Consider the following 25,597-nt stretch of genomic DNA (forward strand, 5'->3'; position numbering starts at 1 on the left):
ATCAGCGCGGGGCGAAGTCGTAGTCGTAGAAGGAACGGGAATGGCCATGGCCGTACTTGCGCGCCTTGCGCAGATCGACCTGATTGAGCACCACGCCGAACACCGGCGCCTGGCTCTGCTGCAACACGGCAATGCTCTTGCGCACCTGGCCCACCGGCGTGCTCTGCGCCTTGACCACATAGATCACCGCATCGGAATGCTGCGCCAGCAACAGTGCGTCACTGACGATCTCCGCCGGCGGCGAATCGATGATGATGTGCCGGTAGCGCGACTTGAGAATCTGCAACAGCCGGCCGAGGCGCGGTGAGCTGAGTAAATCCTGCGCCGGCGCCACGGCATTGCTCGAACTGCTCGAGGCTTTCAAACGCGGTGCCTCGAACGGATCCAGCGCCGATGGCGTCAGGCAGCCGGCCGGGAGCATGTCGAGATTGCCGACACTGCGAATGCAGTCTTCCAGCCGCGCGGTGCCGGCCATGAGGTTGGCGAGGCCAGGGCTTTCCGGCGGGAAATCGAAGTTCAGCGACAGCGTCGGCTGCCGCATGTCAGCATCGATCAGCAGCACTCGCTCCAGCGGCGCCAACGACGAGGCGAGGTTGTTGGCGATGGTGCTCTTGCCTTCGCCGGACACCGAAGACGTGACCAGCACCACCTGCGCCGGGCGTTCGTTGTTTTGCAGCATCAGCCAGGTGCGCAGGTTGCGGATGGTTTCGCAGAAACGCGGGTGGTCGTTGTCCTCGAACAAACGCGCCAACTGCCGCCGGCTCTTTTTCATCACCAACGGCACGACGCTGAGCAGCGGCACATTGAGCAGGCTCTCGACGGTGTCGTCGGTCTTGAACGTGTTGCTCAACGTATCGAAGAGGAAGGCGAGGGCGACGCCGACCACCGCAGCCACCAGCGCGACGATGGCGAGGATCAGATTCTTGCGCGGTTTGCTCGCTTCCAGCGGCGCGATCGCCGGGTCGACGATGCGCGCCTTGGCCGAGTCCATGTCGGAAGTGGCGGCGGTTTCCTTGAGGCGGGTGACGAAGGTTTCGTACAGCGCCCGGGTGCTGTCGACTTCACGCTGAAATTCGCGCAGCTGGAATTCCTTGCGCGAAATGTCCTGAATCTGCGCCTTGTTGCTGTTGAAGGATTTGCGCAACGCGTCTTCGCTGGCTACTGCCAGTTGATACTGGCGCTCGATACCGGCAACCACTTGCTGCACTTGCAGGCGCAGACTGTTGGCGGCGGTGCGCTGTTCGGAACGGGCGGATATCAGCGCCGGGTGTTTCGGCCCGTAGCGGCCCGACAACTCTTCGACTTTGGCCTGAGCCTTGGCGAGATCAGCCTGGAACTGCTGAATCAGCGGATTGCTCAACACTGCCGGCACGCTGGACAAACGGCTGATGTCGCCGTTGCTCAAGGATTGCGCCTGCCGGAACTGGCTCTCCGCTTCGGCGCGATCGCGGCGCGCATCGATCATGCGGTTGCCGGTCATTTGCAGCTCGTTGGCACTGATGGTGGCGACGCCGTCGACATCGACCAGACCCTGTTCTTCGCGATAGGCCTGCAACTTGTTTTCGGCAACGCGCAGGTTGTCGCGCAACTCGACCAGGCGGGTGTTCATCCAACTGGTGTTGTTTTGCGAGGACTTGAGGCTGGTGTCCTGCTGGCTGTCGATGAAGCCTTGGGCGAGGGCATTGGCCACCGCCGCAGCGAGGGCCGGGTCAGGCAGTTCGACGTCGATTTCCAGCAACTGACTCTTGCCGACAAACTTGACGCTGGTGTGCAGCATCAGGTTTTGCGTGACGTCGTTGAACACCTGTTCTTCGGTCGCTGGCGGTTTGGGCGGCGGCAACAGGTCCAGCCATGGCAGCCACTGGTCACGATTGAGGTCGGCCAGCCATTGGCGCGGAGTGAACCAGCTCTGCGCCTGCTGGCGGGGATCGGTGATCGGATTGGTAGTCAGGCCAAGTTTGCGCACGGCGCGCTCGGCCAGTTCCCGCGATTGCAGCAACGCCTGCTGGGTCTGCAAATAATCAGTGGTGGTGGCGCCGCCGGATTCGGCGGCTTGCTGGAAACTCAACACTGGCGGCGTCTTGTCCTTGATCAGCAGTGTCGCACTGCCAACGTACTGCGGCGTGATGAACGACAGCGCCGCCACGGCCAGCGCGCAACTGAGCAGCACCAGCCAGGCGATGTTCCACTTCGCCGACCAGACCACGCGCCACAGGTGCAGCAGATCAAGGGTGTCCGACTCATCGCCCGCTTGCGTTTGCGAGTGGGCCTGGAGCGGACGTTCGAGGTAGGTGCTTGGGCTGTTGTCCATGATCAGAAAAAGCCTTGTGCAATGGAAATGGTGTCGCCGGGGGCGATGACGGTGGTGCGCGAGATGTTCTCGGTGACCGGCGGGCCACCACTGCCGCGCAGAATCGTCACTCGTTTCATTGAGGCGCGTTCGGTCAGGCCGCCACCCAGGGCGATGGCTTTTTCCAGGGTCAGGCCGGGCTGAAACGGATAACTGCCGGGCTTCTGCACTTCGCCGTTGATGTAGAACGGGCGGTATTCGATCTGACTGAGGCTGACTTTCGGATCGACCAGATAGCCTTGCTTGAGGCCGTCGACGATCTTCTGTTCGACCTGATTGGGCGTCAGGCCCTTGGCGACGATTTCGCCGAGAAACGGGTAGGAGAAGGTGCCGGCGTCGTTGAGGCGAATCTTCTTGAAGCTCAGTTCCGGCTCGCCGAACACGATGATGCGCAAGACATCGCCAGCGGCCAGGCGGTAATTGGTGTCGGTGTCCGCCGCCTCGACTGTGGGCACTGTCCAGAGCAGCAACAACAATAAAATCAGGCGCGTGTGCATGGCCCAACCCTCCTACAGACTGACGTCGAACGTGATCTGGAAAACATTGCGGGTGAAGCTTTCGTTGTCGGCATCGGAGTCGTTATCGCGGTGGCGGTAGGCGACTTCGACGTCCAGCCAGCGGCGCATTTCGTAATTCACGCCGAGTTTGTAATCCTGCAGGTCGTCGCTGCGGTCCTGGCCTTCGTAGGCGTAATGGCCCATGCCGGCTTCGGCGACGGTGGTGATGCGCTCGGTCCAGCCGTGACGCCAACCGATCTGGGTGAAGGTGGCTTTCACCGCGTCGGACCCGTCGTCGCCTTCGGCCATGGCCTGGCGGGCGAGAAAGGTGAAGGTCGAGTAGGTGCGCGGTTTCCACGCCAGATCCACTTGCCAGGTAGGGTTGCTCAGGTCGTCGGAACCGCTCTGGTCGAAATTCTTGCGCTCGTAACCGACGCGCAATTTGCCGGTGGTTTTCGCTGTCATGTCCCACTCGGCCCCAGCCAGCACTGCGTCGGAGCGGCTGCTCCGCGGGCTGTTCGATTGCAGGTAGTCGAAGCGGGTGTGGTCGTATTCGAGCAAGCCACGGGTTTTGCTGCCGAGGCGGTGATACCAGGTGCTGGTCAGGTTGCTGGTGTTGCGCTCCTTGTCATCGTTGATGCCATCGGAGTTGTCGTAGCGCAGCTGTGCGTAGCTGGCGCCGAAGTCGATCTGGTTCAGCGCACTGCGCGCGCCAAAGGTGTAGACGCCGCCGACGCGCTGGCTCTCGATCTTGTCGTTGATGCCGTCGACGGCGGTCGAGGTGGTGCGCTCGTATTTACGCGCCTCGGCTTCCAGTTTCAATCGATGCCGATCGGTGAATTCCATGATGCTGTCGGCGCGCAGCCGCTGGGCGGTGTTCGAAGCGTCCGAGGCGCTGTGATAGATGTAGCGGGTCGGTTCCCAGATCACCCGCGTGGCGCTGTTGCGATCCTCGGCCTTGAGCTCGAAGGCCGGCGCCAAACGGGTGACCATGGTCGATTCGACATCGTGTTCGACTTCGCGAAAGTTGTCGTCGTAGCTTTCTGACAAAGCAAAGGTCGGGGTGAAATCGAAGCCGTAGACATTGATCGCTTGCGGCTCAACGCTCCAGGCAGCTTCGGGGGCACAGCAGGCGACGACTAAAACCAGGGAACAGCGAGGCTTCAGAGCCATGGATCACGCTCCTGATTAAGGGGGTCGGGGTCAGGGCGAAGCAGATCCGGACTATTGTCGCTGGCGTTCGAGGTAACTCAGCGGGACGCTGACGTGCTGTTGGCGGTTGAGGAAATTGAGCAGCATCATCACCCGCTCGTCGCCCTGCATGGACAGGAACACGCCTTCAAGCGGGGACAGTGGGCCCTGGACGATTTGCAGAGGTTCGCCGGGCGTGAGTGTCGGTTCGGCAGGAAAACCGAGCGACTCCTGGCTGCGCTCACGCAATTGCGCGATCACGTCTTCATCGACGCGGGCGGGCACATGGTTGAATTCGACGATGCGGCTGACACCACGGGTCGAGCGAATCGGTGCCCAGTTATCGTCGCGGCTCAGTTGAATGAACACGTAGCCGGGGAACAGCGATTCCAGGGTTCGTTGGCGTTTGCCACGAATACTGCGCTCGCTCATCAGTTGCGGCCGAAAGGTCGAATAGTTCTGTTGCTGCAGATTGAGTTGTGCCCGTTCATCCTGGCGGGGCTTGCACTGCAATAAATACCAGTTAGAACCGTTGCGGCAAACCGTTAGCATGCTGGAGTACTCCATACATAGCGATCGTTTAAGCAGGGCGGCCGATAGCGTGGGACGAGCCGTCATGCTTGCTAGTAGGTAGTAGGCTGATCAAGGCAAAGTGCCGAGCCAGATGCATCAATGTTTATTGGCAGAAGAAGTGTTTCAAAAATGAATCAACTTGGCTGGGTTATTGTTATATCCGTGGCCGTCTTGGCTATAACGAGTCCGCGCTTTTGTTCAAGCAAAGCTACCGCACGGTTCGCAGTTGCGACCTTCAGGATCCAATTGCATAAGTAGCCTGAGAGCAAAAAGTGTGCGTCGGCGCGAGCTCATCGGGCAGTGGTTAGTTATCGGCCAGTCTTTGCAAGCTGTCAATTGCTAACAGTCAAAAACATTACCTTTCATCCGCTGATGATGGCCATGTTTTGTAAGTCATTGGTTTGAAAGGGCGAAAACTCTTCGTCGGATTTTTTAAACTTTTCATAGTTATTGAAGTCGCGGGCGTTAGATGGTGCGAGTGATAGCAAATTAGTTTCAATTTTACATGTTTCGATTCGTAAGAAGTTCGGATTTTAAATGCCTCGCGTCGGATGCTGCTGGCCTGGGCAACTAAGGTCGTCTATGAATAGTTGCCGCTATTCGCAGGTAAATGTTCGGTGCTGCATATCTCTTCAAGTCAAACCATCAAGCCGAGGCGATCATGAGCGTTCTGGTAACGGGTGCCGCAGGTTTTATCGGTTATCACACGGTCATGCGTTTATGCCGCGAGGGTCTTGAGGTTGTGGGTGTCGACAATCTAAACGCTTACTACGATGTCAAACTCAAGCAGGCACGTTTACAAAAACTCGAGACGTTGCCCACTTTCACTTTTCATCGGCTGGATATTGTCGATCAGGCGGCATTGACCGCGCTGTTCCAGCACGGCCACTTCAAACAGGTAGTTCACTTGGCCGCCCAAGCTGGCGTGCGCTACTCGCTGGACAATCCCGATGCGTATGCGCAATCGAACCTGGTCGGGTTTCTCAACGTTCTGCAAGCTTGCCGACGTCATCCGCCGGAGCACTTGATCTACGCGTCGAGCAGCTCGGTCTATGGCGCCAACACCCGGGTGCCGTTTCGCGAAGACGACCAGGTCGACCAACCGGTCTCGCTATATGCCGCCACCAAACGCGCCAACGAATTGCTCGCGCACAGTTACTGCCATCTCTACGGCTTGCAGGCCACCGGCCTGCGTTTTTTTACCGTCTACGGTCCCTGGGGTCGACCGGACATGGCGCTGTTCAAATTCACCGAGGCGATGCTGCAAGGGCGCGCCATCGACCTCTACAACCAAGGCGAAATGGCGCGGGACTTCACCTTTATCGATGACATCGTCGAAGCGATTTTGCGCTTGCTCGACAAACCGCCCGCACTTAGCGCCGGGCGCGGCTCCAACCAGTTATTCAATATCGGACGCGGCAGTCCGGTGGCGCTGATGAGCTTCGTCGAATGTCTGGAGCAGGCACTGGGCATCAAGGCTCAGCGCCGTTATTTGCCGATGCAGGAGGGCGACGTGCTGAAGACCTGGGCCGACGTATCGGCGCTGGCACGCTGCATCGACTTCAGCCCGCAGGTGCCGATCGAGCAGGGCGTGCAAGCGTTCGTGCAGTGGTATCGCGAGTTTTACCAGCTCTGATTCAGTGCAGGGTGACGGCCCTGCGACTTTCCCCGATGCGGATCCGGTCGAGGGCGCGGTTCAACGCATCCAGTGCATCGAGCAGCGCCTTGGCCTCGGCCTCACGCCCGTCGCCCCACAGGCGTTCGGCCATTTTGTTCAAGGCCAGAATGGCGCGTTCGATGTCGGCTGCGCTGGCGGTGTTCTCAGGGGCTGGTGGTTCTTTCGGCATTCACGGTTCCTCGGCGGGCGGCAAACCACCATACCGCCAAGACGCCGAGCTATACAGCCAGAAGTGTCGCCGATCAGCAGCGAATGCTGTCTGATCAGCGATTAGCCTCAATCAATCCCGCCTCGATAAACCGCACCGAACTCTCCAGCGCCTGCTGCCCCTCGGCCAGCATGCCCGCGTAGAAATGCCAGGCGTGAAACATGCCGGGCCACACTTCAAGATTGACCCGGACGCGGTTGTCCGCCAGGTGATTGGCCAGACGCATGGCGTCACTGAGCATCAGTTCGTTTTCGCCGATCTGCACCAGAATCGGTGGCAGTCCGGTGACGTCGGCGAACACCGGCGACGCCAGCGGATGGTTGGCCAAGGTGCCGCCGAGAAAGGCTCGCGCGAGGATGTCCAGCACGGGCTTGGAGTTTAGCGGGTCAAGGCCTTCACGATTGCTCATGGAAGCGCCGGTGTGTTCGAGGTTGGCCCATGGCGAGATGGACGAACCCACTGCGGGCAAGGGCAAGCCTTTGGATTTTGCCGCGACCATCACGCTGACCACCATCGCGCCACCCGCCGACTCGCCTGCGAAGCCAATCTTGCTGGCGGCGATGTTCTGCTCAAGCAACCACTCATAGGCGCGCAAAGTGTCATCGATGGAGGCGGGGAACTGATGCTCGGGTGCGAGGCGGTAATCCGGCATGTACACCCGCGCGCCGAGCATTTTTGCGTAGTTGCCGCCGATGCCGTGGTAGCCGTCAGGTCGACCGACGATGTAGGCACCGCCGTGGATGTACATCAGCACCGCGTCGGTCTTGAGTTCATCCGGAGTCACCAGCGTAGCGGGCACGCCGCCCATGTCGACTGCTTCAAACCTCACGCCAGCCGGTGGTTGATTCTGCCCTAGCATTTTTGCGTAGGCATCGCGGATGTCGCTCATCTTAGTGGTGGTATCGATACCCTTCAGCACGGGCACCAGATCGCTGAGGCTGTTGGCCCAGGTTTGTACAGCTGCTTTTACTTCAATGTTCATATGACCTCGATCAGACGTTAGTGATGGCTTAACTAATCGAAATGGTATGCTCATGATTGGGGAATAGGTTTCCCCATAACCGGTGCCAAGCCGCCTGAATGCCAAACCCGGAGGCCACATGGAACTGCATAACCTGAACGACATCGCCGCCTTCGTCGCCTCGGTGGATACTGGAAGTTTTACGGCGGCGGCCAGGCAACTCGGGCTGACCCGCTCGGCCGTCGGTAAATCGATCGTGCGGCTCGAATCGCGTCTGCAGGTCCGTCTGCTCAACCGCACCACCCGCAGCCTGAGCCTGACCGACGATGGTCGGGTGCTGTATGAGCGATGTGTGGGCATCTTGCAGGATCTGGACGAGGTCGAAGAGGCTTTGGCGTTCCGCCGTTCGACGCCCAGCGGCCGCTTGCGCATGAGCCTGCCGGTAGCACTGGGCCGGCTGCACGTTGTGCAGCACATCGAGCGCTGTCTGAGAGACTGGCCGTCGCTCGCCATCGACGCGACGTTTTCCGATCGGCTGGTCGACCTGATCGACGAGGGTTTCGATCTGGCGATTCGCATCGGTCCGCCCAAGGAAGACTCCGGGCTACTCACGCGCACGGTGGCTTACCAGCAAATGATCACCTGTGCCTCGCCCGATTATCTGAATGAACATCCGGCACCGCAGACACCCGAAGATCTGGCCGGGCATGCGTGCCTGCACTTCGTCAGCGGCGGCCGATTGCTGGCGTGGAATTTTCGCGTCAATGGTCAGCCTGTGCCGGTCATTCATGCCGGACGGCTGCAAATGGACAGCGCCGAAGCCTTGCATCAGGCGACTGCGGCAGGCCTCGGTATCGCGACGTTGCCATCCTATGTGGTCAACGATGACCTGCGCAGTGGCAAGCTTGTGCAGTTGCTCGCAGAGTACGCCGAGGCTGCCGAGCCGATCCGGGTGATTTATCCGAGCAAGCGACACCTGTCGCCGAAGATTCGGCTGTTTATCGACAGGCTGGTGGAAGCGTGGTCACCGGCGCCTTGGGAGTGATTGCCTGGTCATTGCAGCTGTTTTGCAAACTCCGATGTTATTGATGACGGCAATGTCCAAACTGTGCGCATTGAAAAGCCCTGAATCATCAGGGCTGTGTTCTGGCTGAGGGGGCGTAGAGTGACAAACTCGCGGTCGGTCTACTTCGCGCTCGAAGAGCAGGCCAACCGATATTGCTCGTAGTTCAAACCTTCGACCTTTTCCGGCAGCTTGTATGGCACGGGGCAGCTTTTGCCCTGCCACTTGATGGTGATGACACCGTGATCTTTGGTCACCAGCGCCAGGGCCTTGCCCGTCGGATCTGACAATGCCAGTTGTTTGCCGTCGCTATCCAACAGCACCGCGCCGAATGGAATCGGCTGGCCGTTGGCATCGTACAGTTCAAACTGGACGCGTCTGCCTTTGCTGCCTTCGAAGCGTGCAAGAACCACCGAACCTCGTCTTGGCACCAGTTGTTGGGTGGCATTGTCCAGCTCGATCTCACCGCCCAGGTTACGCGTGTCCAGCGTTACCCAGTTCACGCGGTACGGTTGCGCGTTAGGCAGAACCGCATAGCCGTTCAGGCCGGTTTTCACACCCGAATAGCTGCTGACTTCGACGCCCGACATGCCGGGGACTTCCACCAGGCCGAACGTTTCACCGACGGTCTGGCCCATATTGATGCCGCCGGCATGAGCCACGATCGATCCGGCCGCACTCAGGTTCTGCGACTCATAGCCGCTGCCTCGGCTGTAGCCAAAGCCCAGATCGCCCATCGACGTACGGGTACTCAGACTGAGCGAGCCAGAGCGCTCGCCCTGGACGCTGCGCCCGGTCTGCACGGAATAGTAGGTGTCGCTGTCCTCGGTCAGATAACCATTGATCCCGGCTTGCGTGCTGGTACCGGCGTTCTGATGGTTACTGGAAACGTAGGCACGCGGTGCGCGTGGTGTCGATCCGAGCGGGAACGATATTGAAACGCTTAATTGCGTATCGTTGCTGGTGTCACCGCGTGCGCCGAATTCCTGGGTTTTGCTCAGGCTGATGTTGTAGTTCAGGTCGCGCCAATTGTTGTTGTAGCCGGCGGAAAAGCTGCGCGAGCCACCGCGATCCCAATAGCGCTGGTCACTGGCATTCAAATACAGCGAGCCGAACTGGCGCGCTTCGCCAAGGGTCTGGTTGACCGTGAGATCTGTACGGGTTTTGGCATTGCCCGCGCGCCGCGTAGCGCCAGCGCTGGTGTCCTGCACATGGTCGGTCAGCGTGCGGTAACCCTCGGTCGAATAACGATAGGCGGCGAGAGTGAAGCTGGTATCGGTACCGGTGAAGGTCTTTGCATAGAGCGCGCGGACACTGCTGCCCTGGGTAGTTTTGCCGAATGCCTTGCTGGACGATTGCGTAACGTCCAGGGACATCGCGCCAATCGAGGTGTTCTTCGCCGCACCGATGGACAGCGCCTTGAAGCCGTTGCTCGCCTGAATGCCGGCAATGCCCGTCAGATTGCTGGTCAAGCCGTAGGCGAAAGTGCCCCCAAGGAAAGCCGGTTTGTCATAGCCCTCGCTGTTGTTGTTGAACTTGCCGCTCGACAGGCTGTACTTCAGTTGCCCCTCACGCACCATCGTCGGCAGGGCGGAGAACGCCTGCCGGGTTACCTTGCGCCGACCATCCGCTTCGACAATGGTGATCTCCAGGTCACCGTTGGAGCCCGATGGGTAGATATCACTGATCTCGAACGGACCCGGCGGTACATTGGTGGTGTAGAGAATGTAGTTGTCCTGGCGGACCTCGATCTTCGCATTGGTTTCCGCCACGCCACGAATGATCGGTGCATAACCGCGCTCACTGTCTGCACGCATGCCTTCATCAGAAGCGATCTTGACGCCTTGGTAGCGCACGCTGTCGAACAGATCCGAGTCGGAAAAGATTTCACCCGCGCTCAGTTGCCCCTTGATCGCCGTGAGGTCGCGCTGGATGAACGTGCGGTTGCTGACAAAACGATTGGGCCGGCCGGTGGAGCTGCTCAGGTTGGATTCGTTGCGCAGACGCCAGGCACCAAAGTTGATGCCGTTGCGCAGCCCCAGGTTATTGGAGATTTGCGTGGTGTAATCGGTTTTGCTGCGGGTGCTGCTCAGCTGGTAGTTGATGAAGCCGGCGGCCACGCCTTGGTCCCAAAGCTCCGGATCTACATAGCCGCGCATGCCACGCGCCATGGCGACCTGCGGCACACTGATATTGAGGCGCAGGCGGTTGGCATCGAAATTGAGACTCGCTTGCTCGATCATTGCAGGCAGGTCGTAGTGATCGGCAGGGTGTTGCTCGTCAACCAGACCCTGCTCACGCAGTTTGCGCATGTCCACACCCAGCTGCTGCAACAGTTCCAGGGTGATGCGTGGCTCGACTTTGCCGTTGACCGGGTTGGCCGCGAAATCGATATCGCGACGCCCGACCAGCGTGCCGTTGCTGAACACGTCGACGCGGTATTGGCCTGGCAAGACGCTGTTGGCATTCAGCAACGGTTGCAGATCGACCGCCGATGAACCTTCAAGGAACAGCGTATTGAAAGATTCACTCGCCACTGCGGCCGGGGCTTCGGCGCCCACGGCGAATCCGCAAATGGCCATGTTGATAGCAAAGCACAATGGATGCAGGCAGCCCAACGCCGCTTTGTTTTTCTGGCGCGCAACATGATGCTTAACACAACTTTCAGATGTGTGGTGTTGGGAGGAAAACATGCAATTTGCCTTATCAGTCCGTGTTGCTTCAACCGGAGTCCGGAACTTGTGAATAGCTTGTAAGTTGGCAGGGTGGGGCGGGGGATTTACTGGGCGGAGGCATCTTTCACGCGCTCGGCATGGCTTTCGGCAACGCTTAGTGGTGCATCGAATCGTTGTTGTGCGCCGTAATCGTTAATTGCTGAAAAACTCAAATGCGAAGTACCAGCTGGCAGATCTTTCAGATTGAATGAGCGAACTTCCCCTGGAACGATCATTGTCGAATCAATTACCAATTCCGCTTTTTTCCCTGCAACGACTTTCAGATCCGCCAGCGACACGTGGTAGTTGCTTTGGTTTTTTACTTTCAGCACCGACTTGCCAGCCTGAGTGACCAATTGCCATGCAAGTTGCTCCGGTGCCTTTGCGGCATCACCGGCGAGTCCGTCCGGGCGGAAGAAGACCTTGATACGCTGACGTACCGCCAATTGCAGCGTGTTGACATCGGCAGCACTGGCCTGGGGGATTTCCTGCACGTTCAGCCATACCACCGACTCCTTGTCCGCAGGCATGCCGCGGCCTTCATAAAGAATCCTCAGTAATTGCTGTTGATTGGGCTCAAGTTTGGCCAGTGGTGGAGTAACTGCGAAAGGCGGTGCGCTGCCAGCCGTGTCGCCGGCATCCAGCCACGATTGCGCCAGAATGGTTTGTCCGCCGTTGCGCACGGTGACATTCGCCTCTTTGTGCGCGCCATCGAAGATAATCCGGGTGGAGCTCAAGGAGATGCTGGCGAATGCCGAGTGCGTCATCAACACCCCGGCAAGCCCCAGGCAAAGCGGAAAGTAGCGACTTAACATAGATTTCACCGATTAATCTGGTCGGGAAGGACGAGGCACAGCGGCCCCGCCCAGGTATTGCGGGCTGCTTATTCGTATTCGAGAACGAACGGCAGAGTGGCGTTACCGGTACCGGCAGTAGCGGTGGTCTTGTCGCCGGTAGTGACGTAAGCGGCTGCGAACGACAGGGTGCCGTCACCGCCTGTGGTTGCGTCGCCAGTCAGGTTGGTCTGCACTTTGGCAGTGGCTTCGGAGCTCAGGTCGATCAACTGGCCATTGCTGTCCAGCAGTGCGATACCAACGCCTTTGGCCGCGTCTGCACCCTGTAGCTTGAGAACTTTCTTGCCATCAACCAGGCCCGAACCGCCGTTTACGGTTGGTTTGAACAGCATCGAAACCTTGGTGCCAGCGTTGCAGTTCACTTTCAGGTTGAAATCGTTGGCGGCCACACGACCGGCGCCCGGAGCGGAGTCGGTGCCCATGTCTTTGATCGACACGCTGCCCATGTCCACGGCAATCATCTTGTCGTTACCCAAGGCGCCATCTACCGAGCAAGCGTCGTTATTGATAACGCCGGTGAAGCTGATTTGACCGCTGCCGCCCTTGACAGCTTTGGCGGCTTCTTCAGCCACTGCACCAGTGGAGGCAGCCAGTACGGAAAGAGTGAGTACTGCGAAAGCGAACTTTTTCATGTTTATATCCGAAGTTATTGTGAAGTGCTGCATTGAAATGCCAGGCCATATTAGGTGTGCGGTGGTGGCGGGTCTTTGGGATTTGTCTTAAAGCGATAAAGGTGCGAGCCAGTCAGTAATATGGCAGTGGCGTATTCATATTTGCGGTAATGGTGCAGCGAACCAAATGAGACAATTCTCAAAGTCGTGCGGTCTTTGTCTGGCTAGTATTCGCGGATGCAGAAATTCTCAGTCAACGCAAAGTTTGTGAGCGGGCGTCCTGCTTGAAAGATTATTCAGACTTTCGCTATTAACGACTGATAGAAAGAGGTTCCAGGTTTGTGAACACGCTTCGTATATTGGTCTTGGAAGATCACGCCTTTCAGCGCACGGCGGCAGTCAGTGCGCTTAATAGTCTGGGGTACAAAAATATCTTTCAGGCGGCTGACGGCAAGGATGCGCTGGCTGTGATATCCCAGGCTGGAGGCGTGGACGTTGCATTGTGTGACTTGAGCATGGCCGGGATGGATGGTTTGACGTTCTTGCGCCTGGCGAGAGAGGCCGGTTTGATTCGTGCAGTGATCATCTGCAGTTCACTGCCTGAAGACTTGTTGCGCACGGTTGACCGGATTGTCACGTTGCAGGGGCTGGAATTGCTTGGCAGTGTCGGCAAGCCTCTGATGGTCGATGTGCTGGGGCCATTGTTGGCGCGTTATCGGCCGCACACTCCGGGCGATGCCAAAGTGGTGGAAAGTCATCTCGATCAGCCTTCGGAGAACGAAGTGCTCGAAGCGATACGCCGTCAGGAATTTCGCGCCTATTTCCAGCCCAAGTTTCATCTGCGCAGTGGTGAGGTGGATGGCGCCGAGGTGCTGGTGCGATGGCAGAGCCCCAGTCGCGGCTTGCTCTCGCCAGGCATGTTCTTGCCGACGATCGAGCGTTGCGGTCTGCTCGATGAGATGTTTTTCAGCCTGCTCACGCAAGGCTTGAGTCTGCAGCGCTTCGTCCAGTCTCACGGCAAGCCGTTCAAGCTGGCGTTCAATCTCGACGTGACGCAGATGGCCAATCCGAATCTTGTCGACCGGATCAAGGCGCTGTTGCGCATCCATGGCGCCTCGCCAGCTGGGCTCATTTTCGAGCTCACGGAAACCGGCCTGCTGCAGATGCCCGAGATCAGCATGGAAAACATGGTGCGTCTGCGCATGCTCGGCTTCAGTCTGGCAATCGATGATTTCGGTGTCGGCTATTCTTCGCTTGAGCGGCTGTGCCAGATGCCGTTCAACGAAATCAAACTCGACGCCGGCTTCGTGCAGAATTTCCATCAGGCGCGCTACAGCGCGGTCATCCACGGGGCGTTGGCCCTGGCGCGGGAATTGGACATGCGCGTGGTGGCAGAGGGTATTGAAACCGCAGATCAGGTTCAGCATCTGGCGCGGCTTGGTTGTCAGTGGGGGCAGGGCTTCTTCTATGCTCGCCCGATGAATTGGGCGCATTTGGTCGACTGGCGTTTCGAAGGCCAGAAGTCGTCCTGGCGCCGCGCAATAGGCACGTCCGATCGTTGATGCAAGCGGCATTCTGACTTTTGGGACAAAGCCCTATTTCGTCACGCCTTTAAAACACTCATCATGTGCCGAGAAATCAATCAGATGCACCTGAATGCTTCGGTGATGCCCGGGATTTGCTGCGGTTGCCAAGTGCTGATGGTCCTCCAACACTCTTCATCATGGAGCTGTTCATGCATTGGTCAGTCGTGAATCCGTTACGCGTTGCCATCCTTGATGATCACTCGCTCATACGTCTGGCGATGAAGTCGCGGCTGACGCGCGAAGCCGAGTTCAGTGTCGTAGGTGTGTATGGCAGCAGCGCGCAGTTGCTCGCCGGATTGCGCGAAATCGACATCGACCTGCTGATACTCGATTACAAACTGCACGATGGGGAGCTGGACGGGCTCAATCTGATCCGCCTGCTGCGCAAGCAATATCCGGGCATGCGCATCCTCGTCTCTTCCTCAGAAGAGCGCCCGGCAGTGGTGAACATGGCGGTCGGGGCGGGCGTCAGTGGATTCTTCGGCAAGTCACAGTCGGTCGATGACCTGATTACTGCCATTCGCTGTGCAGCGTCCGGCCAGTTGTACCTGTCTCCCACCATGGCCTTTGAGCTTGACGTGTTGCCAGCATCGATCGAAGAGCCCGCCGGTGCCAAAGACGAGAGCGCGGCGCACAGCGACGATTTCCTCAGTAATCCTCTGCTGTCACCTAAAGAGAAAGAAGTCTTGCGCTGTTGTCTCGAGGGGATGGGGGTGACGCAGATTGCCTTGAAGTTCTCGCGCAGTCGCAAAACCATCAGTGGGCAAAAACAGGCCGCTTTCAAAAAGCTTGGCATTCGTGGTGACGCAGAGCTGTTCAAGTTGCAGCACAGCCTGACAGCCGACAACCAGGGATAACACGCTTATGTTTCATCTGTTGCGCGGTGTTTTGCTAATCAGTGTGCTTTTCGTATTCAGTAGTGGTGTGTTATTGGCAGCAGAGCCGCGCACCTTGCAGGTGTTCGGTCGCTCGGACTGCAAGGAGCTGCAAGTCGATCTGGCCAATGAAGACTGGAGTTGGCTGCGGCAAAAGCGCAGCCTGATATTGGGTTCTGCGCTTCCGGATTTCCCGCCTTATGTCATGACCGCCAGCGGTACGCGCTATGAGGGGATTGCCGCCGATATCGCGTGCATTATCGGTCAGGCACTGCATGTTGAGATTACCGTCAAGGCTTACCCTGACCGGCGTGACGCCATGGCCGCACTTGAGCGCGGTGACATTGACATGTTGGGCAGTTCCAACAGTTTCGAATTGATCGATGGCCTCGTCACGCTCAGCAAACCTTATGTCGAAGACGTGCCGGCGATGTTCATGCGCGGCGATGATCGACGACCGATGCCGGCCAATCTGGCCGGTTTGCGTATTGCGGTTGCCGACGATTACCTGCCTTCCAGTCAATTACACGCGTTATACCCCAACGCCGAATTCGTGCTTTTTCCATCGAACGAGTTGGCACTGGCTGCGCTGGCTTTTGGCAAGGTCGACCTGTTTCTCGGCGATACGGTGTCGAGCAATTACCTGATCAACCTCAACTACTTCAACTATGTGCGGCTGCACTCTTTCGTCAAAACCCAAACCAGCGGTTTCAGCTTTGCCTTGCGCCGGGGCAACGACCAATTGCTGCGTCTGATCGATTCGACCCTCGAGTCGCTGGGTGATGCGAAGATTGCCGAAATTACCAAGCGCTGGTCGGGCGGCGGCGGGGCGCTGACGCCCAAACGCATTGACCTGACACCCGGCGAAGCACGTTGGCTTGAGCTGCATCCGGTCGCGCGGTTCGTGATCAATGACGATCAGGCACCGTTTGCATTCTTTGATGGTGACGGCAACTTTGGCGGGATCGGCGCTGATCTGCTCGAGCTCATCCAGCGGCGTACCGGCTTGCAGATCAATGTCGAGCGCACCGACAGCTTTTCCAGTCTGAGCACGCGTCTGCTGGATGGCAGCGCGGATATTTCTCTGCTGACACCAACGGTCTCGCGGGAAGTCGGCATGCGTTTCACTCATCCGTTCCTTGCCAGCCCCTTTGTGATCGTCACCACCAAGGACGCAGGCGCGCCTTCAAGCCTGCAGGAGCTGCGCGGCAAGCGCGTCGCAGTGCCCGAAAGTTCGGCTGAGCGTGAGCTGCTCAAGGACTACCCCGACATCGAGATCGTTGATAACGAAACAGTTCTGGGCGCCTTGGCTGACGTGAAGGACGGTCGAGCGGACGCGATGATTACCACGTTGCACAGTGCGCGCTACTACATCGCCCACATCTACAGCGACAGCTTGCGTATCTCCAACATCGTCGGCATGAACAAAGGCTTCCTCGCTTTCGCCGCGCGGCGTGCCGATACCGAACTGGTCAGCATTCTGAACAAGGCGCTGCTGAGCATTCCGCCGGATGAGCTGGACGTAATTCTCAACAGGTGGCGTCCCATTGCAGCGTTTTCGGGTTTGTCGTGGCGCGATTACAAGGCGCTGATCTACCAGATCAGCGCTGGCGCGTTCCTGATTATCCTGGGATCGCTGGCGTGGAATTTCTATATTCGCCGGCAGATCCGCGAACGCAGCCGGGCAGAGCGCTTGCTGGGCGATCAGTTGAAGTTCATGGGCGCGTTGATCAACGGCACGCCGCATCCCATCTACGTACGTGATCGTGAAGGTCGGCTTGTCACCTGCAATAATAATTATCTGCAAACATTTGGCCTGCTGGAAAAGGACGTGATCGGCAAGACCGTGCTCGAAAGCGGCAAGCGCAATCGTCAGGAGGCGTTGCAATTTCACGACGACTACCTGCGCGTCATCGAGCAGGACGAACCTTACGAGGTGGATCGCACGCTGCATGTCGGTGATACGCGGCTGATCATTTACCACTGGATCCAGCCGTATCACGACACGGCGGGTGAAGTCAGAGGCGTGATCTGCGGCTGGATCGATATCAGCGAACGCCGTGAACTGATCGAGGAGTTGCGTTCGGCGAAAGAGCTGGCTGACGAGTCGAGCCGCGCCAAAACCACGTTCCTGGCGACCATGAGCCACGAAATCCGTACGCCGATGAGCGCCGTGATCGGCATGCTCGAACTTACCCTCAAGCGTGCCGAGCAGGGACACTTCGATCGGCCGGCGATTGAAGTGGCATACGACTCGGCAAAAGGTCTGCTGGAACTGATCGGCGATATCCTCGATGTGGTACGCATCGAATCGGGCCATGTCAGCCTTTCGCCGAAACGCGCCAACCTGCGCGAATTGGTCGAATCCGTGGCGCGGGTGTTCGACGGCTTGGCCAGGCAGAAGAGTCTGGTGCTGAAGCTCGACATCGACGCCACTGTCGGCTGTGACGTATTGGTTGATCCGATGCGCTTCCAGCAGGTGCTCTCGAACCTGGTGGGCAACGCGATCAAGTTTACCGACACCGGTCATGTCAGCGTCTCGATTCGCGGCCAACGTCTCGCTGACGAACGCTTACAGGTCGACCTCAAGGTCGAGGACACCGGCATCGGCATTTCCAGCGCCGATCTGCAGAATCTGTTCCAGCCGTTTTCCCAAGCCAATCATGGTCCCTCCAGCAGAGGCGGCACCGGTCTGGGACTGGCGATCTCCCGTTCATTGTGCGAATTGATGGGCGGGCGGCTGAACATTACCAGTACGCTTGGCAAAGGCACCTGCCTGGAAGTGTCGCTCTTCTTCAATATTCTCAGCCCGCTTGGCGGCAAAGTGCTGCCTGTTTCGGTTGTTCAGGACAAACCGGTACCGACACTCAGGATTCTCGTAGTCGATGACCAGAGCGCCAACCGCCTGCTGTTGACGCAGCAGCTGAGTTTCCTTGGCCAGGCGGTGCGTGATGCCGCCGACGGTGCCCAGGCATTGGCGCTGTGGCGCTCGGAACCGTTCGACATTGTGATCACGGACTGCAACATGCCGGTCATGAACGGCTATGAGCTGGCCCGCACCATTCGCCAGGACGAACGCGAAAGTGGTGGATCGCCGTGCATCGTACTGGGCTTCACGGCCAACGCGCAGCCGGAAGAAAAAGTGAAATGCCGGGAGGCCGGGATGGATGATTGCCTGTTCAAACCGATCAGTCTCGGCACCTTGTCGATCATGCTTGCAGGCTGGGAAAAAAATGTTGAAACCCAGCCATTTGAAAGCCCGCCTGCGGCGACTATCAAGGAGCTGGGTTCGATTCGCGAGCGTCTTGACGAGCTCACCGGAGGCGATCTCGACATGATGAAAGAACTTCTGCGCGAGGCGCTGTCGAGTTGCGAAAAGGATCTGGAGGAGTTGCATTCGCTAATACCCGAAAGCGATCCCGGGCTGTTGGCTGACCTGGCGCACCGCATCAAGGGGGCGGCGCGCATTGTTGCCGAGCATCAGGTCATTGAGGCGTGTAACGAGCTTGAAGCCGAGTGCGAGGCGCCTGTTATCGATCCGCTGGACCTCAATCGCAGTGCATTGAAGCTGGAGCATGCACAGGCTGATCTGATCAAGAAAATCAAACGGATCGAGCTGTAAACGTATCGGCTCATGACCATCCGACTGGCCTTGCATTGAAGCTGACGTTAAAGATCATTTTGCAGCGGGCGATACCTTGGTTAATAACCATGGAGTTTCGCGATGATCATTCGACGTCCTTTATTGATTGCCTGCCTTTGCCTGCTCGGTTTTGACACCGTCAGCGCAGCCCAGTCTGCGCCGGTCAGCGGAGTGATTCGCTTCAGCGGTCGAATTGTCGAGGCAAGTTGCATTGCGAGTGGCGCCAGCCATTCTTCTGTCGAGTTGCTTGATTGCCCCCAGGCAAGCACCGGGCAGATTTTTACCGTGAACAACGTCAGTGCGGCAGGGCGAGGTGAGTCGCGCCAGCAGGTGTTTGTGAAGGTGATTGCCGATACTCATGAGCAGGACGATTATTACGACCAGCGCTTGCTGCTCACGGACAACAAGGGTCACCAGATAACGAGCGGTAATTACGTAGTGACGATGACGCTGCCTTGATGGCTTGGAAAGAATGAGTCTGCGCCCCTTTTTTCAAGGTTACTGACAAAAAGGGGCGTTAATAATGAGAATTGTCTGGTTCGCACAGAACCGTCCCGCGCTTCTGGCTCGTCGCGACTCCCCTGCGTTGCAAAATCCCTCCTTCAACACTTTCTGAGCCAGACCATGCGCCGATCGCGTGGGCTGTCGTCAAGGTGTGGCTTTTTATCATCTATCCCTGCGTTCATTTTTGAGACAAGTCTCATATCAGGCAGGTTGGCCCTTGGTTATTTTCTTGAAAGGAAGAATGGAGCTGCCAAAGGTGTCCGATGTTTCTTGAAAATAACCGCAGTAGATCCTTGCGGATCCTGATCGCCGATAGCGATGTGCGCAGAGGTCAGTCAATCGAACAGCAGTTCAACAAGCTGGGCTGTCTCAGCGTCTTGAACGTTTGCACTTATCGTGACCTGAAAATACTGACGTATTACTGCCCTCAACGGTTGAGCCTGGTCGTCGTCAATGCTGAGTTGCTCAACGAAATGGCGATGGATCCGCTCGACTTTTTCGGGGAAAACCCGCTGATTCGTCATCTGCTGATTTTCAATCCCAACGATGATCACCAGTGGTCGAAGACCTTCTTCAACCCGCATCCGCAACGCTGGATGCGCCTGGTCTCGAAAATCAATCTGCCGCGACTGGCAGATTTTCTGATGCTGGCCGACCCGGCGCTCAAGGAAATTGCGGAGCCGGCCTCGACCAACTCCACACTCTCTCCGTGCGCCAACCGCTAGCTACCGCACCTTCCCGCGTTGATCCAGGTATGCGCCGAGGCGCTATACCGCAGCGCCGCTCTGCTGCCCACTCGTTTACCCCATTGTCTTGAATACACTCTAAGGTAAGGCATCATGCTGCTTCGTAAACTCAATCTCGCGCCGCGTTCGGCGCTGTGTTTCGGCTTGTTCTGTCTCATGATTATCGCGATCGGATTGATCGCTCTGCAGCAAGTCGACTTGCTCAACAAGGCAGAAACGTACGTCGAGACGACGATCGTGCCGAGTATCAAGCTGCTCGGCCAACTCGATCGCGAGTTCGTCGAAATCAAGGGCAACAACGCTCGCTTGCGCAATCCCATTGAAACGAGTGAGCGCAAAGCGCAGGCCCTGATTGACATCCAGCAGTCGCGTCAGATGATCAAAAATCATCAGCGTGCGCTCATTGACCTGCTGGCGACTGACGCCGGGCGCGAGGCGTTCGAGGAGTTTGCCAAAGCACAGAAGGTCAACGATCAGGCGCAAGATCAATACCTTGAAACAGTGGCGAACGGGCAGCTTGAAGCGGCCATTGCGCTGTCCAGGAATCAGATGCGTGCGGCGTCGGATGGCGTACAGGTCGCGCTCAAGAAGTTGATTGCTCTCAACGAGATAGAAGCTTATGAGGCGGGCAAGCAGGCCGACAATGTCTATGAGCACACGCTGTTGATCGTCAGTGTGTTCATTCTCATCGCGATCGGTGCTTCGTTGGCCCTGGCCGTGTTGTATACCCGCAGCCTGACGGTACCCATTGCAGGCTCGCTAAGGGTGGCCGAATGCATCGCCGCCAATGATCTGAGCGAAACCATTGCGCTGGATGGCTCCGATGAGGCGGCGCAAATGCTGTCGTCATTGGCGGCGATGCAAACCAGTCTGCGAGATGCCTTGATCATGATCCGTGATTCGTCCACGCAGTTGGCCGAGACCTCGGAGGTCATGCACGGCGTCACTGAAGATATCTCGCGTATCACTCAACGTCAGAGCCATGAAATCGAAATGGCCGCCACCGCCGTCACTGAAATGAGTGCAGCGGTGGAGCAGGTTGCAGACAACGCCGCATCGACCTCGCAGCTGACGTCGGAATCAAGCGCGGCAGCCATTGCCGGTCGAAGTCAGGTCAGCGACACGGTAGCCGCAATCAACCTGATGGTGTCCAGCGTGCACAGCACCTCGGCTGAGGTGCAGGCGCTATCGACCATGGCGAGCGATATCAGCAGCGTGCTGGACGTTATCCGAGAGGTTGCCGAACAAACCAATCTGCTTGCCTTGAACGCAGCGATCGAAGCGGCGCGGGCGGGGGAGGCGGGTCGCGGTTTTGCCGTGGTTGCCGATGAGGTGAGAGGGCTGGCGCAGCGTACTCAGAAGTCGACCGAGGACATCGAGTCCATGGTCAGCTCCATTCAGTCGGGCACCAGCCGCGCAGTTTCCTCCATGAGCCACACCCGCGCTCAGGCCGAGAGAACGCTCGAAATGGCCAATATCGCCGGCGAAGTGCTGACCGACATCACTGGCTCGCTGAATCTCATCAACGAGCGAAACCTGCTGATGGCAACCGCTGCAGAAGAGCAGGCTCAGGTTGCGCGTGAAGTGGATCGCAGCCTGATCAGCATTCGCGACCTTTCGTGTGAAACCGCAGAGGGATCGAAACAGACCGCAGTCGCATCGGCGGAGCTGTCGCAATTGGCGGCGTCGCTGAACAAATTGACCAAGGAATTCAAACTTTAATCAGTAAACGTAAAGCCCTGGCTACCAGGGCTTTTTGATCAGCGCTCGATCGGCGCAGCAAAGTCTTGCGCATGGGGTGCAGAGTCAGTTTGTGCTGGCGATGCGGTTTGTGCTGTCAACTGCTCAATGCAGCTGGCGAGTTGTTTTTCATAGCTTTCAAGTACCGCTTCGGCTTCAGCTTCGCGCTCATCACGCAGGCGGAAGAAATCGTCGCGATTGAGTTGGTCCGCAACAAGTCGGATGTTTTGCTCGATGATCGCGCACAGTGAATCTTCATCCTCTAACGCCGCGCTGGTCAGGGCTGCCTGTCGGTTGTTTTCGAGTTCGGTTTTTGCGTGCTCAGCGGCCTTCGCCTGTTCCTTTGCGCTAAGCAGGTCGGCTTCCAAAACCTGTTTCTGTTCCGCCAGGCGCTTCAGTTCTGCGCTCATCGACTGGATTGCATCGGCGCGCTGGGTGAGTTGGACCTCCTGTTGTTGCACCACAGCCTTCAGTGGAAACAGTTCATTGAGTTGGTAGCCGGCGACCACAGTCATGGCGATCAGTGCCAGCGCAAGAATGGTCAGGCAGTAGATGGCGGCGTTGCTCTGGGGTTTTGAGCTATTGAGGGTATCGAGGGCTCTCACGGAATCGTTTCTCCTATCAAGAGTAGACAGTGTAATAACCTCGATTCGCTGGGCCTTTAAGACGAGTCTTAAATTGTGCTCTATTTGCGTATGTCGATAACGACTAACATTTGTTAACGAATTCGCAGAAGGCTTCTTGTTTAAACCGACTATCTAAAGTTTCTTGTGGGTCCATGAGAATTGTCTTGTTTGCGAATAAATAAACTTTTTGCTCAAGCTCCTTTTTTTCATTATCGTCTGCTGCCGCTTTGGTGGCGTTTACTGCTGATAGTTCACGCAATCGTCCGCCATTCAAATGTTTGCAAACACGGCGAGTTCAGAGAGATTGCTATGAAGTTTTCCCATGTTTTAATTGTCGGTTTTTTGTATTTACTGCCATTTAACGCAATGGCTGCAGTTTGCGAATTTTATCCCGACCATTCCAAGGGCAGTGTCAGGGTGGTTCTTCCAGCCACGATCTCGGTGCCTCGTGACACGCCCAACGGCACGGTTATCTATGAAAGCCCGATCGTGACCCTGGGCGCCATACCCAGCTCATTCAGGTGCTCTGCGGTACACAACGAAGGTGTACGCAATACTGTCGGCGTTACTCAGCCGGGCGCGGAGATTTTACCTATCGGAAATACCGGAATCGGCTGGCAATGGGTCCGACCGCCATCGGGGAAAGCGTGGAAAGGCTTTCCAGGAACTACCGACACTGCTGGCGGTTGGGGTTGGAATGGTTCTGAGCACATCTTGCGTTTTGTAAAGACGGGAACTATTTCCGGCAGTGCGACGATACCCTCAGGCCAACTTGGGACCTTCGTCGCTGCAGAGATCGAGCCTCTGGCAATGAATACAAATGGCACGCGGATCGTCTCGCAGTCTTGTGAAACACCTGATGTGAAAGTGGATATGGGCAGCTACACCATGAGCGATTTTTTGCAGAACGGTGACTATGCCAAGGAGAAATATTTCTTTCTTGATATGAAAAACTGTCCTCCCGGAATCAATAACTTCAGGTACTCCTTTTCGCCCACTGCGGGCAGCCCTGCATGGAGCGCTGATACCGGCGTGGTACACCTCAACAGTAATTCCACTGCCAAAGGGCTGGCATTGCAAATGCGCTTCAGTGACAGGACGATACTCAAGCTGAACCAGAATTACATAATGAAAGCGCCAACATCGAGCGGCGGTAATGCATCCGTTTCCTTGCAAGCCCGCTTCGTGCGCATCGAGCCTTCCAATGCGCAAATGCGAGCGGGCGATGCCAATGCCGAAATTGCCTTTGTCGTCGAGTATCTATGAGCCCAACAGCCTCTTCACCTCAGCCACAATCACTGCAATATCAAACGGCTTGGGCACCACCACATCAAACAGATCCGAACGCTGCATGCCGATGTGCGCTTGCGCGCCACTCATGAGAATGATCGGCAAGTGTTTGACGGACGGCTGGGCACGCACGGCTTCGGCGAATTCGAGGCCGTCCATGACTGGCATCATGAAGTCGGTAATAACCAGCGCCGGACGTTCTCTTTCCAGCACTTCGAGCGCTTTCTTGCCGTTGCTCGCGGTCACAGTCATGAAGCCCTCATCCTCAAGCGCAAAGCCAAGAATGTCAGCAATCAGATACTCGTCGTCGACTACCAGAATGGTGGTCATGTTATTTCAACCCGCTTGAAGACTTACGAAATTGAACCAGGCAATGACTCAGCTGCGACTGAAGGTTCATTTTTCAAAGCCTTTTCCAGGAACACATCTTGATCGCGTACAACCACCTCGAACCGCGACGGGTTGTAGGAGCTATCGCGTACCTTAAGAATGGAAAGCGTCCTGCGAAGTTCAGCGTGATTTTCAAAGAACCGCATGAGGATCAGGTTGTCGACAATACTGGACAGGTCAGAGTTCGGTGCGCTGACCTCGGAGCCGAACAAATCGCGCATTTCCCAGGAGGCAAAGACCGTCACGCCTCTGGACCGCAGTTCGTTCATCAGTGCACTGAAAAAGTCGGTGATGCGTTCCGGTGTGGTTGACACCCGTGTCATGCCGCTCAGGCTATCGATGAACAGGCGCTTGATGCCTCTCTCATCGACCAGGCTCAGCAGGCGTGCGCCGAGGCCATCGAGCAAACCCTCCGTTGTTGGCTGCCAGGCAATGCTCAATGCGCCGCTGTGTTCCATGTGTTCGATATCAATGCCCAGCGAACGGCCTTTCAGGCGCAGGCGCTGCGGGCTTTCATAGAAACCGAAATGCAGGCCAGGCGTTTCGGCCGTAGATTGCGCGAGAAACTTCAGGCCCAGCGTGGTTTTGCCGATGCCGGAAGGACCCATGACCAGCGTGACGCTGGAGCTGTGCAAGCCGCCACCGAAAATCTCGTCGAGCGACGCAATGCCGCTTGGAATGCGCGTCATGTCCGCGCTGTCAGGGGCGGAAGGGCGCTTGTAAAGACTTTCGAGGCGCGGATAGACGACCAGGCCGTTATCGGTGATTTCACATTCGTGAAGACCGGTCAACGCGCCGCTGCCGCGAGTCTTGCGCAAATGAATGCGGCGCACCGAACGGGTACCGAACAGCTCTTCACCCATTTCGATGACGCCGTCGACCATCGTATGCTCGGGGCTGCCGTCGTCCAGGCGCGAGCTGGTCAGGAACAGCACGGTGCAACCGGCAAATGCGGCATGGCCTTGCAGTTCAGAGATGAATTTTTTCGTGTCGATCGGCGAGTCGGCTTTGGAGCGTGCATTGAGCAGGCCGTCGACGACCATGACGGTCGCCTTCTGCCGGGTGATTTCGCGTCGCAGCAGCTTCACGACTTCATCGAGGCCTTCGTTTTCCAGCGTATCGAATGCGCTGACAAACTGAATTTCCGCGCCGACTCGCGAGGCGTCGAAGAAACTCATGGTCGACAGGAATTGGAACAGACGATCGTGGGACTCGGCCAGCAACGTAGCGACCAGAACACGACCACCGTTGCGGGCGTGATGAAACCCCAACTGATTGGCGAGGATGGTCTTGCCGGAACCCGGACGCCCTTGAATGATGTACGAAGCACCCGCCACCAGGCCGCCCTGAAGCAGCGCGTCGAGCCCTTCGATTCCGCTTTGAAGGCGTTTTAGCTTTTCCACAATGCGACCCTGATCTGAATAAACAGGCTTGTTAAGCCGGATGGATGAAATGCTAACGCCAATTTGAATTCGGGGCCATTGCGGTCAAGGCAAA

Annotated in this window: 21 protein-coding genes; 9 read left to right on the plus strand and 12 right to left on the minus strand. The window is 57.4% G+C overall.

Features of this window, described 5'->3' with window-relative positions:
- Position 1 precedes the first annotated feature (1 nt).
- The 4 genes from PS14A_RS11665 to rfaH are packed head-to-tail and all read right to left on the minus strand — an operon-like array spanning position 2 to position 4,590.
- On the minus strand, positions 2-2,311 hold the full coding sequence (locus PS14A_RS11665) for a polysaccharide biosynthesis tyrosine autokinase (protein ID WP_212616231.1): 2,310 nt from the start codon (positions 2,309-2,311) through the stop codon (positions 2-4).
- A 2-nt stretch (positions 2,312-2,313) separates the two neighbouring features.
- The gene (locus PS14A_RS11670) at positions 2,314-2,847 is read right to left on the minus strand and encodes a polysaccharide biosynthesis/export family protein (RefSeq protein ID WP_130909790.1); all 534 of its coding nucleotides are present in this window, start codon (positions 2,845-2,847) and stop codon (positions 2,314-2,316) included.
- Between the two features lie 12 nt (positions 2,848-2,859).
- Positions 2,860-4,020, minus strand: a complete 1,161-nt coding sequence (locus tag PS14A_RS11675; protein WP_212616232.1) for an outer membrane beta-barrel protein — start codon at positions 4,018-4,020, stop codon at positions 2,860-2,862.
- Between the two features lie 51 nt (positions 4,021-4,071).
- A complete protein-coding gene (gene rfaH, locus PS14A_RS11680; RefSeq protein WP_212616233.1) occupies positions 4,072-4,590 on the minus strand; it encodes a transcription/translation regulatory transformer protein RfaH in 519 nt (172 codons plus the stop codon).
- A gap of 682 nt (positions 4,591-5,272) precedes the next feature.
- Between rfaH and PS14A_RS11685 the strand changes: the two genes are divergently transcribed.
- Positions 5,273-6,247, plus strand: coding sequence for an NAD-dependent epimerase (locus PS14A_RS11685; protein ID WP_212616234.1), 975 nt, complete (start codon positions 5,273-5,275; stop codon positions 6,245-6,247).
- Between the two features lies 1 nt (position 6,248).
- On the opposite strand, the gene PS14A_RS11690 is transcribed toward PS14A_RS11685, so the two are convergent.
- Both PS14A_RS11690 and PS14A_RS11695 read right to left on the minus strand, forming a co-directional pair.
- A complete protein-coding gene (locus tag PS14A_RS11690; protein WP_212616235.1) occupies positions 6,249-6,458 on the minus strand; it encodes a hypothetical protein in 210 nt (69 codons plus the stop codon).
- Positions 6,459-6,552: 94 nt separating this feature from the next.
- On the minus strand, positions 6,553-7,479 hold the full coding sequence (locus PS14A_RS11695; protein ID WP_212616236.1) for an alpha/beta hydrolase: 927 nt from the start codon (positions 7,477-7,479) through the stop codon (positions 6,553-6,555).
- A 118-nt stretch (positions 7,480-7,597) separates the two neighbouring features.
- On the opposite strand from PS14A_RS11695, the gene PS14A_RS11700 reads away from it, so the two are divergent.
- Positions 7,598-8,503: a LysR family transcriptional regulator gene (locus PS14A_RS11700; protein ID WP_130909794.1), complete on the plus strand. Its 906-nt coding sequence runs from the start codon at positions 7,598-7,600 to the stop codon at positions 8,501-8,503.
- 140 nt (positions 8,504-8,643) lie between these two features.
- On the opposite strand, the gene PS14A_RS11705 is transcribed toward PS14A_RS11700, so the two are convergent.
- The 3 genes from PS14A_RS11705 to PS14A_RS11715 all read right to left on the minus strand — a co-directional run bounded on the left by PS14A_RS11705 (position 8,644) and on the right by PS14A_RS11715 (position 12,721).
- On the minus strand, positions 8,644-11,103 hold the full coding sequence (locus PS14A_RS11705; protein WP_249121254.1) for a fimbria/pilus outer membrane usher protein: 2,460 nt from the start codon (positions 11,101-11,103) through the stop codon (positions 8,644-8,646).
- 197 nt (positions 11,104-11,300) lie between these two features.
- A complete protein-coding gene (locus tag PS14A_RS11710; protein ID WP_130909796.1) occupies positions 11,301-12,050 on the minus strand; it encodes a molecular chaperone in 750 nt (249 codons plus the stop codon).
- A 68-nt stretch (positions 12,051-12,118) separates the two neighbouring features.
- Entirely contained in the window at positions 12,119-12,721 is a 603-nt protein-coding gene (locus PS14A_RS11715) for a fimbrial protein (RefSeq protein ID WP_101159472.1), read from the minus strand.
- Between the two features lie 320 nt (positions 12,722-13,041).
- Between PS14A_RS11715 and PS14A_RS11720 the strand changes: the two genes are divergently transcribed.
- The 6 genes from PS14A_RS11720 (at position 13,042) to PS14A_RS11745 (ending at position 21,776) form a co-directional block, all read left to right on the plus strand.
- Positions 13,042-14,262: an EAL domain-containing response regulator gene (locus tag PS14A_RS11720; protein WP_024012832.1), complete on the plus strand. Its 1,221-nt coding sequence runs from the start codon at positions 13,042-13,044 to the stop codon at positions 14,260-14,262.
- A gap of 173 nt (positions 14,263-14,435) precedes the next feature.
- The gene (locus PS14A_RS11725) at positions 14,436-15,143 is read left to right on the plus strand and encodes a response regulator transcription factor (protein ID WP_016774579.1); all 708 of its coding nucleotides are present in this window, start codon (positions 14,436-14,438) and stop codon (positions 15,141-15,143) included.
- Between the two features lie 67 nt (positions 15,144-15,210).
- Complete coding sequence (locus PS14A_RS11730) at positions 15,211-18,783, plus strand: transporter substrate-binding domain-containing protein (RefSeq protein WP_240996746.1); 3,573 nt, start codon at positions 15,211-15,213, stop codon at positions 18,781-18,783.
- Positions 18,784-18,885: 102 nt separating this feature from the next.
- Positions 18,886-19,263: a type 1 fimbrial protein gene (locus PS14A_RS11735; RefSeq protein ID WP_016774580.1), complete on the plus strand. Its 378-nt coding sequence runs from the start codon at positions 18,886-18,888 to the stop codon at positions 19,261-19,263.
- Between the two features lie 308 nt (positions 19,264-19,571).
- Entirely contained in the window at positions 19,572-20,033 is a 462-nt protein-coding gene (locus PS14A_RS11740) for a hypothetical protein (RefSeq protein ID WP_137213489.1), read from the plus strand.
- 114 nt (positions 20,034-20,147) lie between these two features.
- Entirely contained in the window at positions 20,148-21,776 is a 1,629-nt protein-coding gene (locus tag PS14A_RS11745; RefSeq protein ID WP_073474635.1) for a methyl-accepting chemotaxis protein, read from the plus strand.
- 38 nt (positions 21,777-21,814) lie between these two features.
- On the opposite strand, the gene PS14A_RS11750 is transcribed toward PS14A_RS11745, so the two are convergent.
- Positions 21,815-22,399, minus strand: a complete 585-nt coding sequence (locus PS14A_RS11750) for a hypothetical protein (RefSeq protein WP_056785683.1) — start codon at positions 22,397-22,399, stop codon at positions 21,815-21,817.
- A gap of 330 nt (positions 22,400-22,729) precedes the next feature.
- On the opposite strand from PS14A_RS11750, the gene PS14A_RS11755 reads away from it, so the two are divergent.
- Positions 22,730-23,686 (plus strand): fimbrial protein, encoded by a 957-nt coding sequence (locus tag PS14A_RS11755; protein WP_212616238.1) that lies wholly within the window; start codon positions 22,730-22,732, stop codon positions 23,684-23,686.
- Here PS14A_RS11755 and PS14A_RS11760 read toward each other — a convergent pair.
- Both PS14A_RS11760 and PS14A_RS11765 read right to left on the minus strand, forming a co-directional pair.
- The gene (locus tag PS14A_RS11760) at positions 23,681-24,040 is read right to left on the minus strand and encodes a response regulator (protein ID WP_016774585.1); all 360 of its coding nucleotides are present in this window, start codon (positions 24,038-24,040) and stop codon (positions 23,681-23,683) included. The two genes, PS14A_RS11755 and PS14A_RS11760, sit on opposite strands and share 6 nt — an antisense overlap.
- Before the next feature lie 23 nt (positions 24,041-24,063).
- Positions 24,064-25,503, minus strand: a complete 1,440-nt coding sequence (locus PS14A_RS11765) for an ATPase domain-containing protein (RefSeq protein ID WP_212616239.1) — start codon at positions 25,501-25,503, stop codon at positions 24,064-24,066.
- Between the last annotated feature and the right edge of the window lie 94 nt (positions 25,504-25,597).

Origin of the sequence: Pseudomonas sp. 14A (assembly GCF_018132745.1) — a bacterium.
GTDB classification, from domain to species: Bacteria; Pseudomonadota; Gammaproteobacteria; order Pseudomonadales; family Pseudomonadaceae; genus Aquipseudomonas; species Aquipseudomonas mercuritolerans.

What these genes read in the sequence shown, in the direction of transcription:
- PS14A_RS11665 (WP_212616231.1), bottom strand. Translation starts at nt 2,311, where the DNA reads ATGGACAACAGCCCAAGCACCTACCTCGAACGTCCGCTCCAGGCCCAC.
- PS14A_RS11670 (WP_130909790.1), bottom strand. Translation starts at nt 2,847, where the DNA reads ATGCACACGCGCCTGATTTTATTGTTGTTGCTGCTCTGGACAGTGCCC.
- PS14A_RS11675 (WP_212616232.1), bottom strand. Translation starts at nt 4,020, where the DNA reads ATGGCTCTGAAGCCTCGCTGTTCCCTGGTTTTAGTCGTCGCCTGCTGT.
- rfaH (WP_212616233.1), bottom strand. Translation starts at nt 4,590, where the DNA reads ATGCTAACGGTTTGCCGCAACGGTTCTAACTGGTATTTATTGCAGTGC.
- PS14A_RS11685 (WP_212616234.1), top strand. Translation starts at nt 5,273, where the DNA reads ATGAGCGTTCTGGTAACGGGTGCCGCAGGTTTTATCGGTTATCACACG.
- PS14A_RS11690 (WP_212616235.1), bottom strand. Translation starts at nt 6,458, where the DNA reads ATGCCGAAAGAACCACCAGCCCCTGAGAACACCGCCAGCGCAGCCGAC.
- PS14A_RS11695 (WP_212616236.1), bottom strand. Translation starts at nt 7,479, where the DNA reads ATGAACATTGAAGTAAAAGCAGCTGTACAAACCTGGGCCAACAGCCTC.
- PS14A_RS11700 (WP_130909794.1), top strand. Translation starts at nt 7,598, where the DNA reads ATGGAACTGCATAACCTGAACGACATCGCCGCCTTCGTCGCCTCGGTG.
- PS14A_RS11705 (WP_249121254.1), bottom strand. Translation starts at nt 11,103, where the DNA reads ATGGCCATTTGCGGATTCGCCGTGGGCGCCGAAGCCCCGGCCGCAGTG.
- PS14A_RS11710 (WP_130909796.1), bottom strand. Translation starts at nt 12,050, where the DNA reads ATGTTAAGTCGCTACTTTCCGCTTTGCCTGGGGCTTGCCGGGGTGTTG.
- PS14A_RS11715 (WP_101159472.1), bottom strand. Translation starts at nt 12,721, where the DNA reads ATGAAAAAGTTCGCTTTCGCAGTACTCACTCTTTCCGTACTGGCTGCC.
- PS14A_RS11725 (WP_016774579.1), top strand. Translation starts at nt 14,436, where the DNA reads ATGCATTGGTCAGTCGTGAATCCGTTACGCGTTGCCATCCTTGATGAT.
- PS14A_RS11735 (WP_016774580.1), top strand. Translation starts at nt 18,886, where the DNA reads ATGATCATTCGACGTCCTTTATTGATTGCCTGCCTTTGCCTGCTCGGT.
- PS14A_RS11740 (WP_137213489.1), top strand. Translation starts at nt 19,572, where the DNA reads ATGTTTCTTGAAAATAACCGCAGTAGATCCTTGCGGATCCTGATCGCC.
- PS14A_RS11745 (WP_073474635.1), top strand. Translation starts at nt 20,148, where the DNA reads ATGCTGCTTCGTAAACTCAATCTCGCGCCGCGTTCGGCGCTGTGTTTC.
- PS14A_RS11755 (WP_212616238.1), top strand. Translation starts at nt 22,730, where the DNA reads ATGAAGTTTTCCCATGTTTTAATTGTCGGTTTTTTGTATTTACTGCCA.
- PS14A_RS11760 (WP_016774585.1), bottom strand. Translation starts at nt 24,040, where the DNA reads ATGACCACCATTCTGGTAGTCGACGACGAGTATCTGATTGCTGACATT.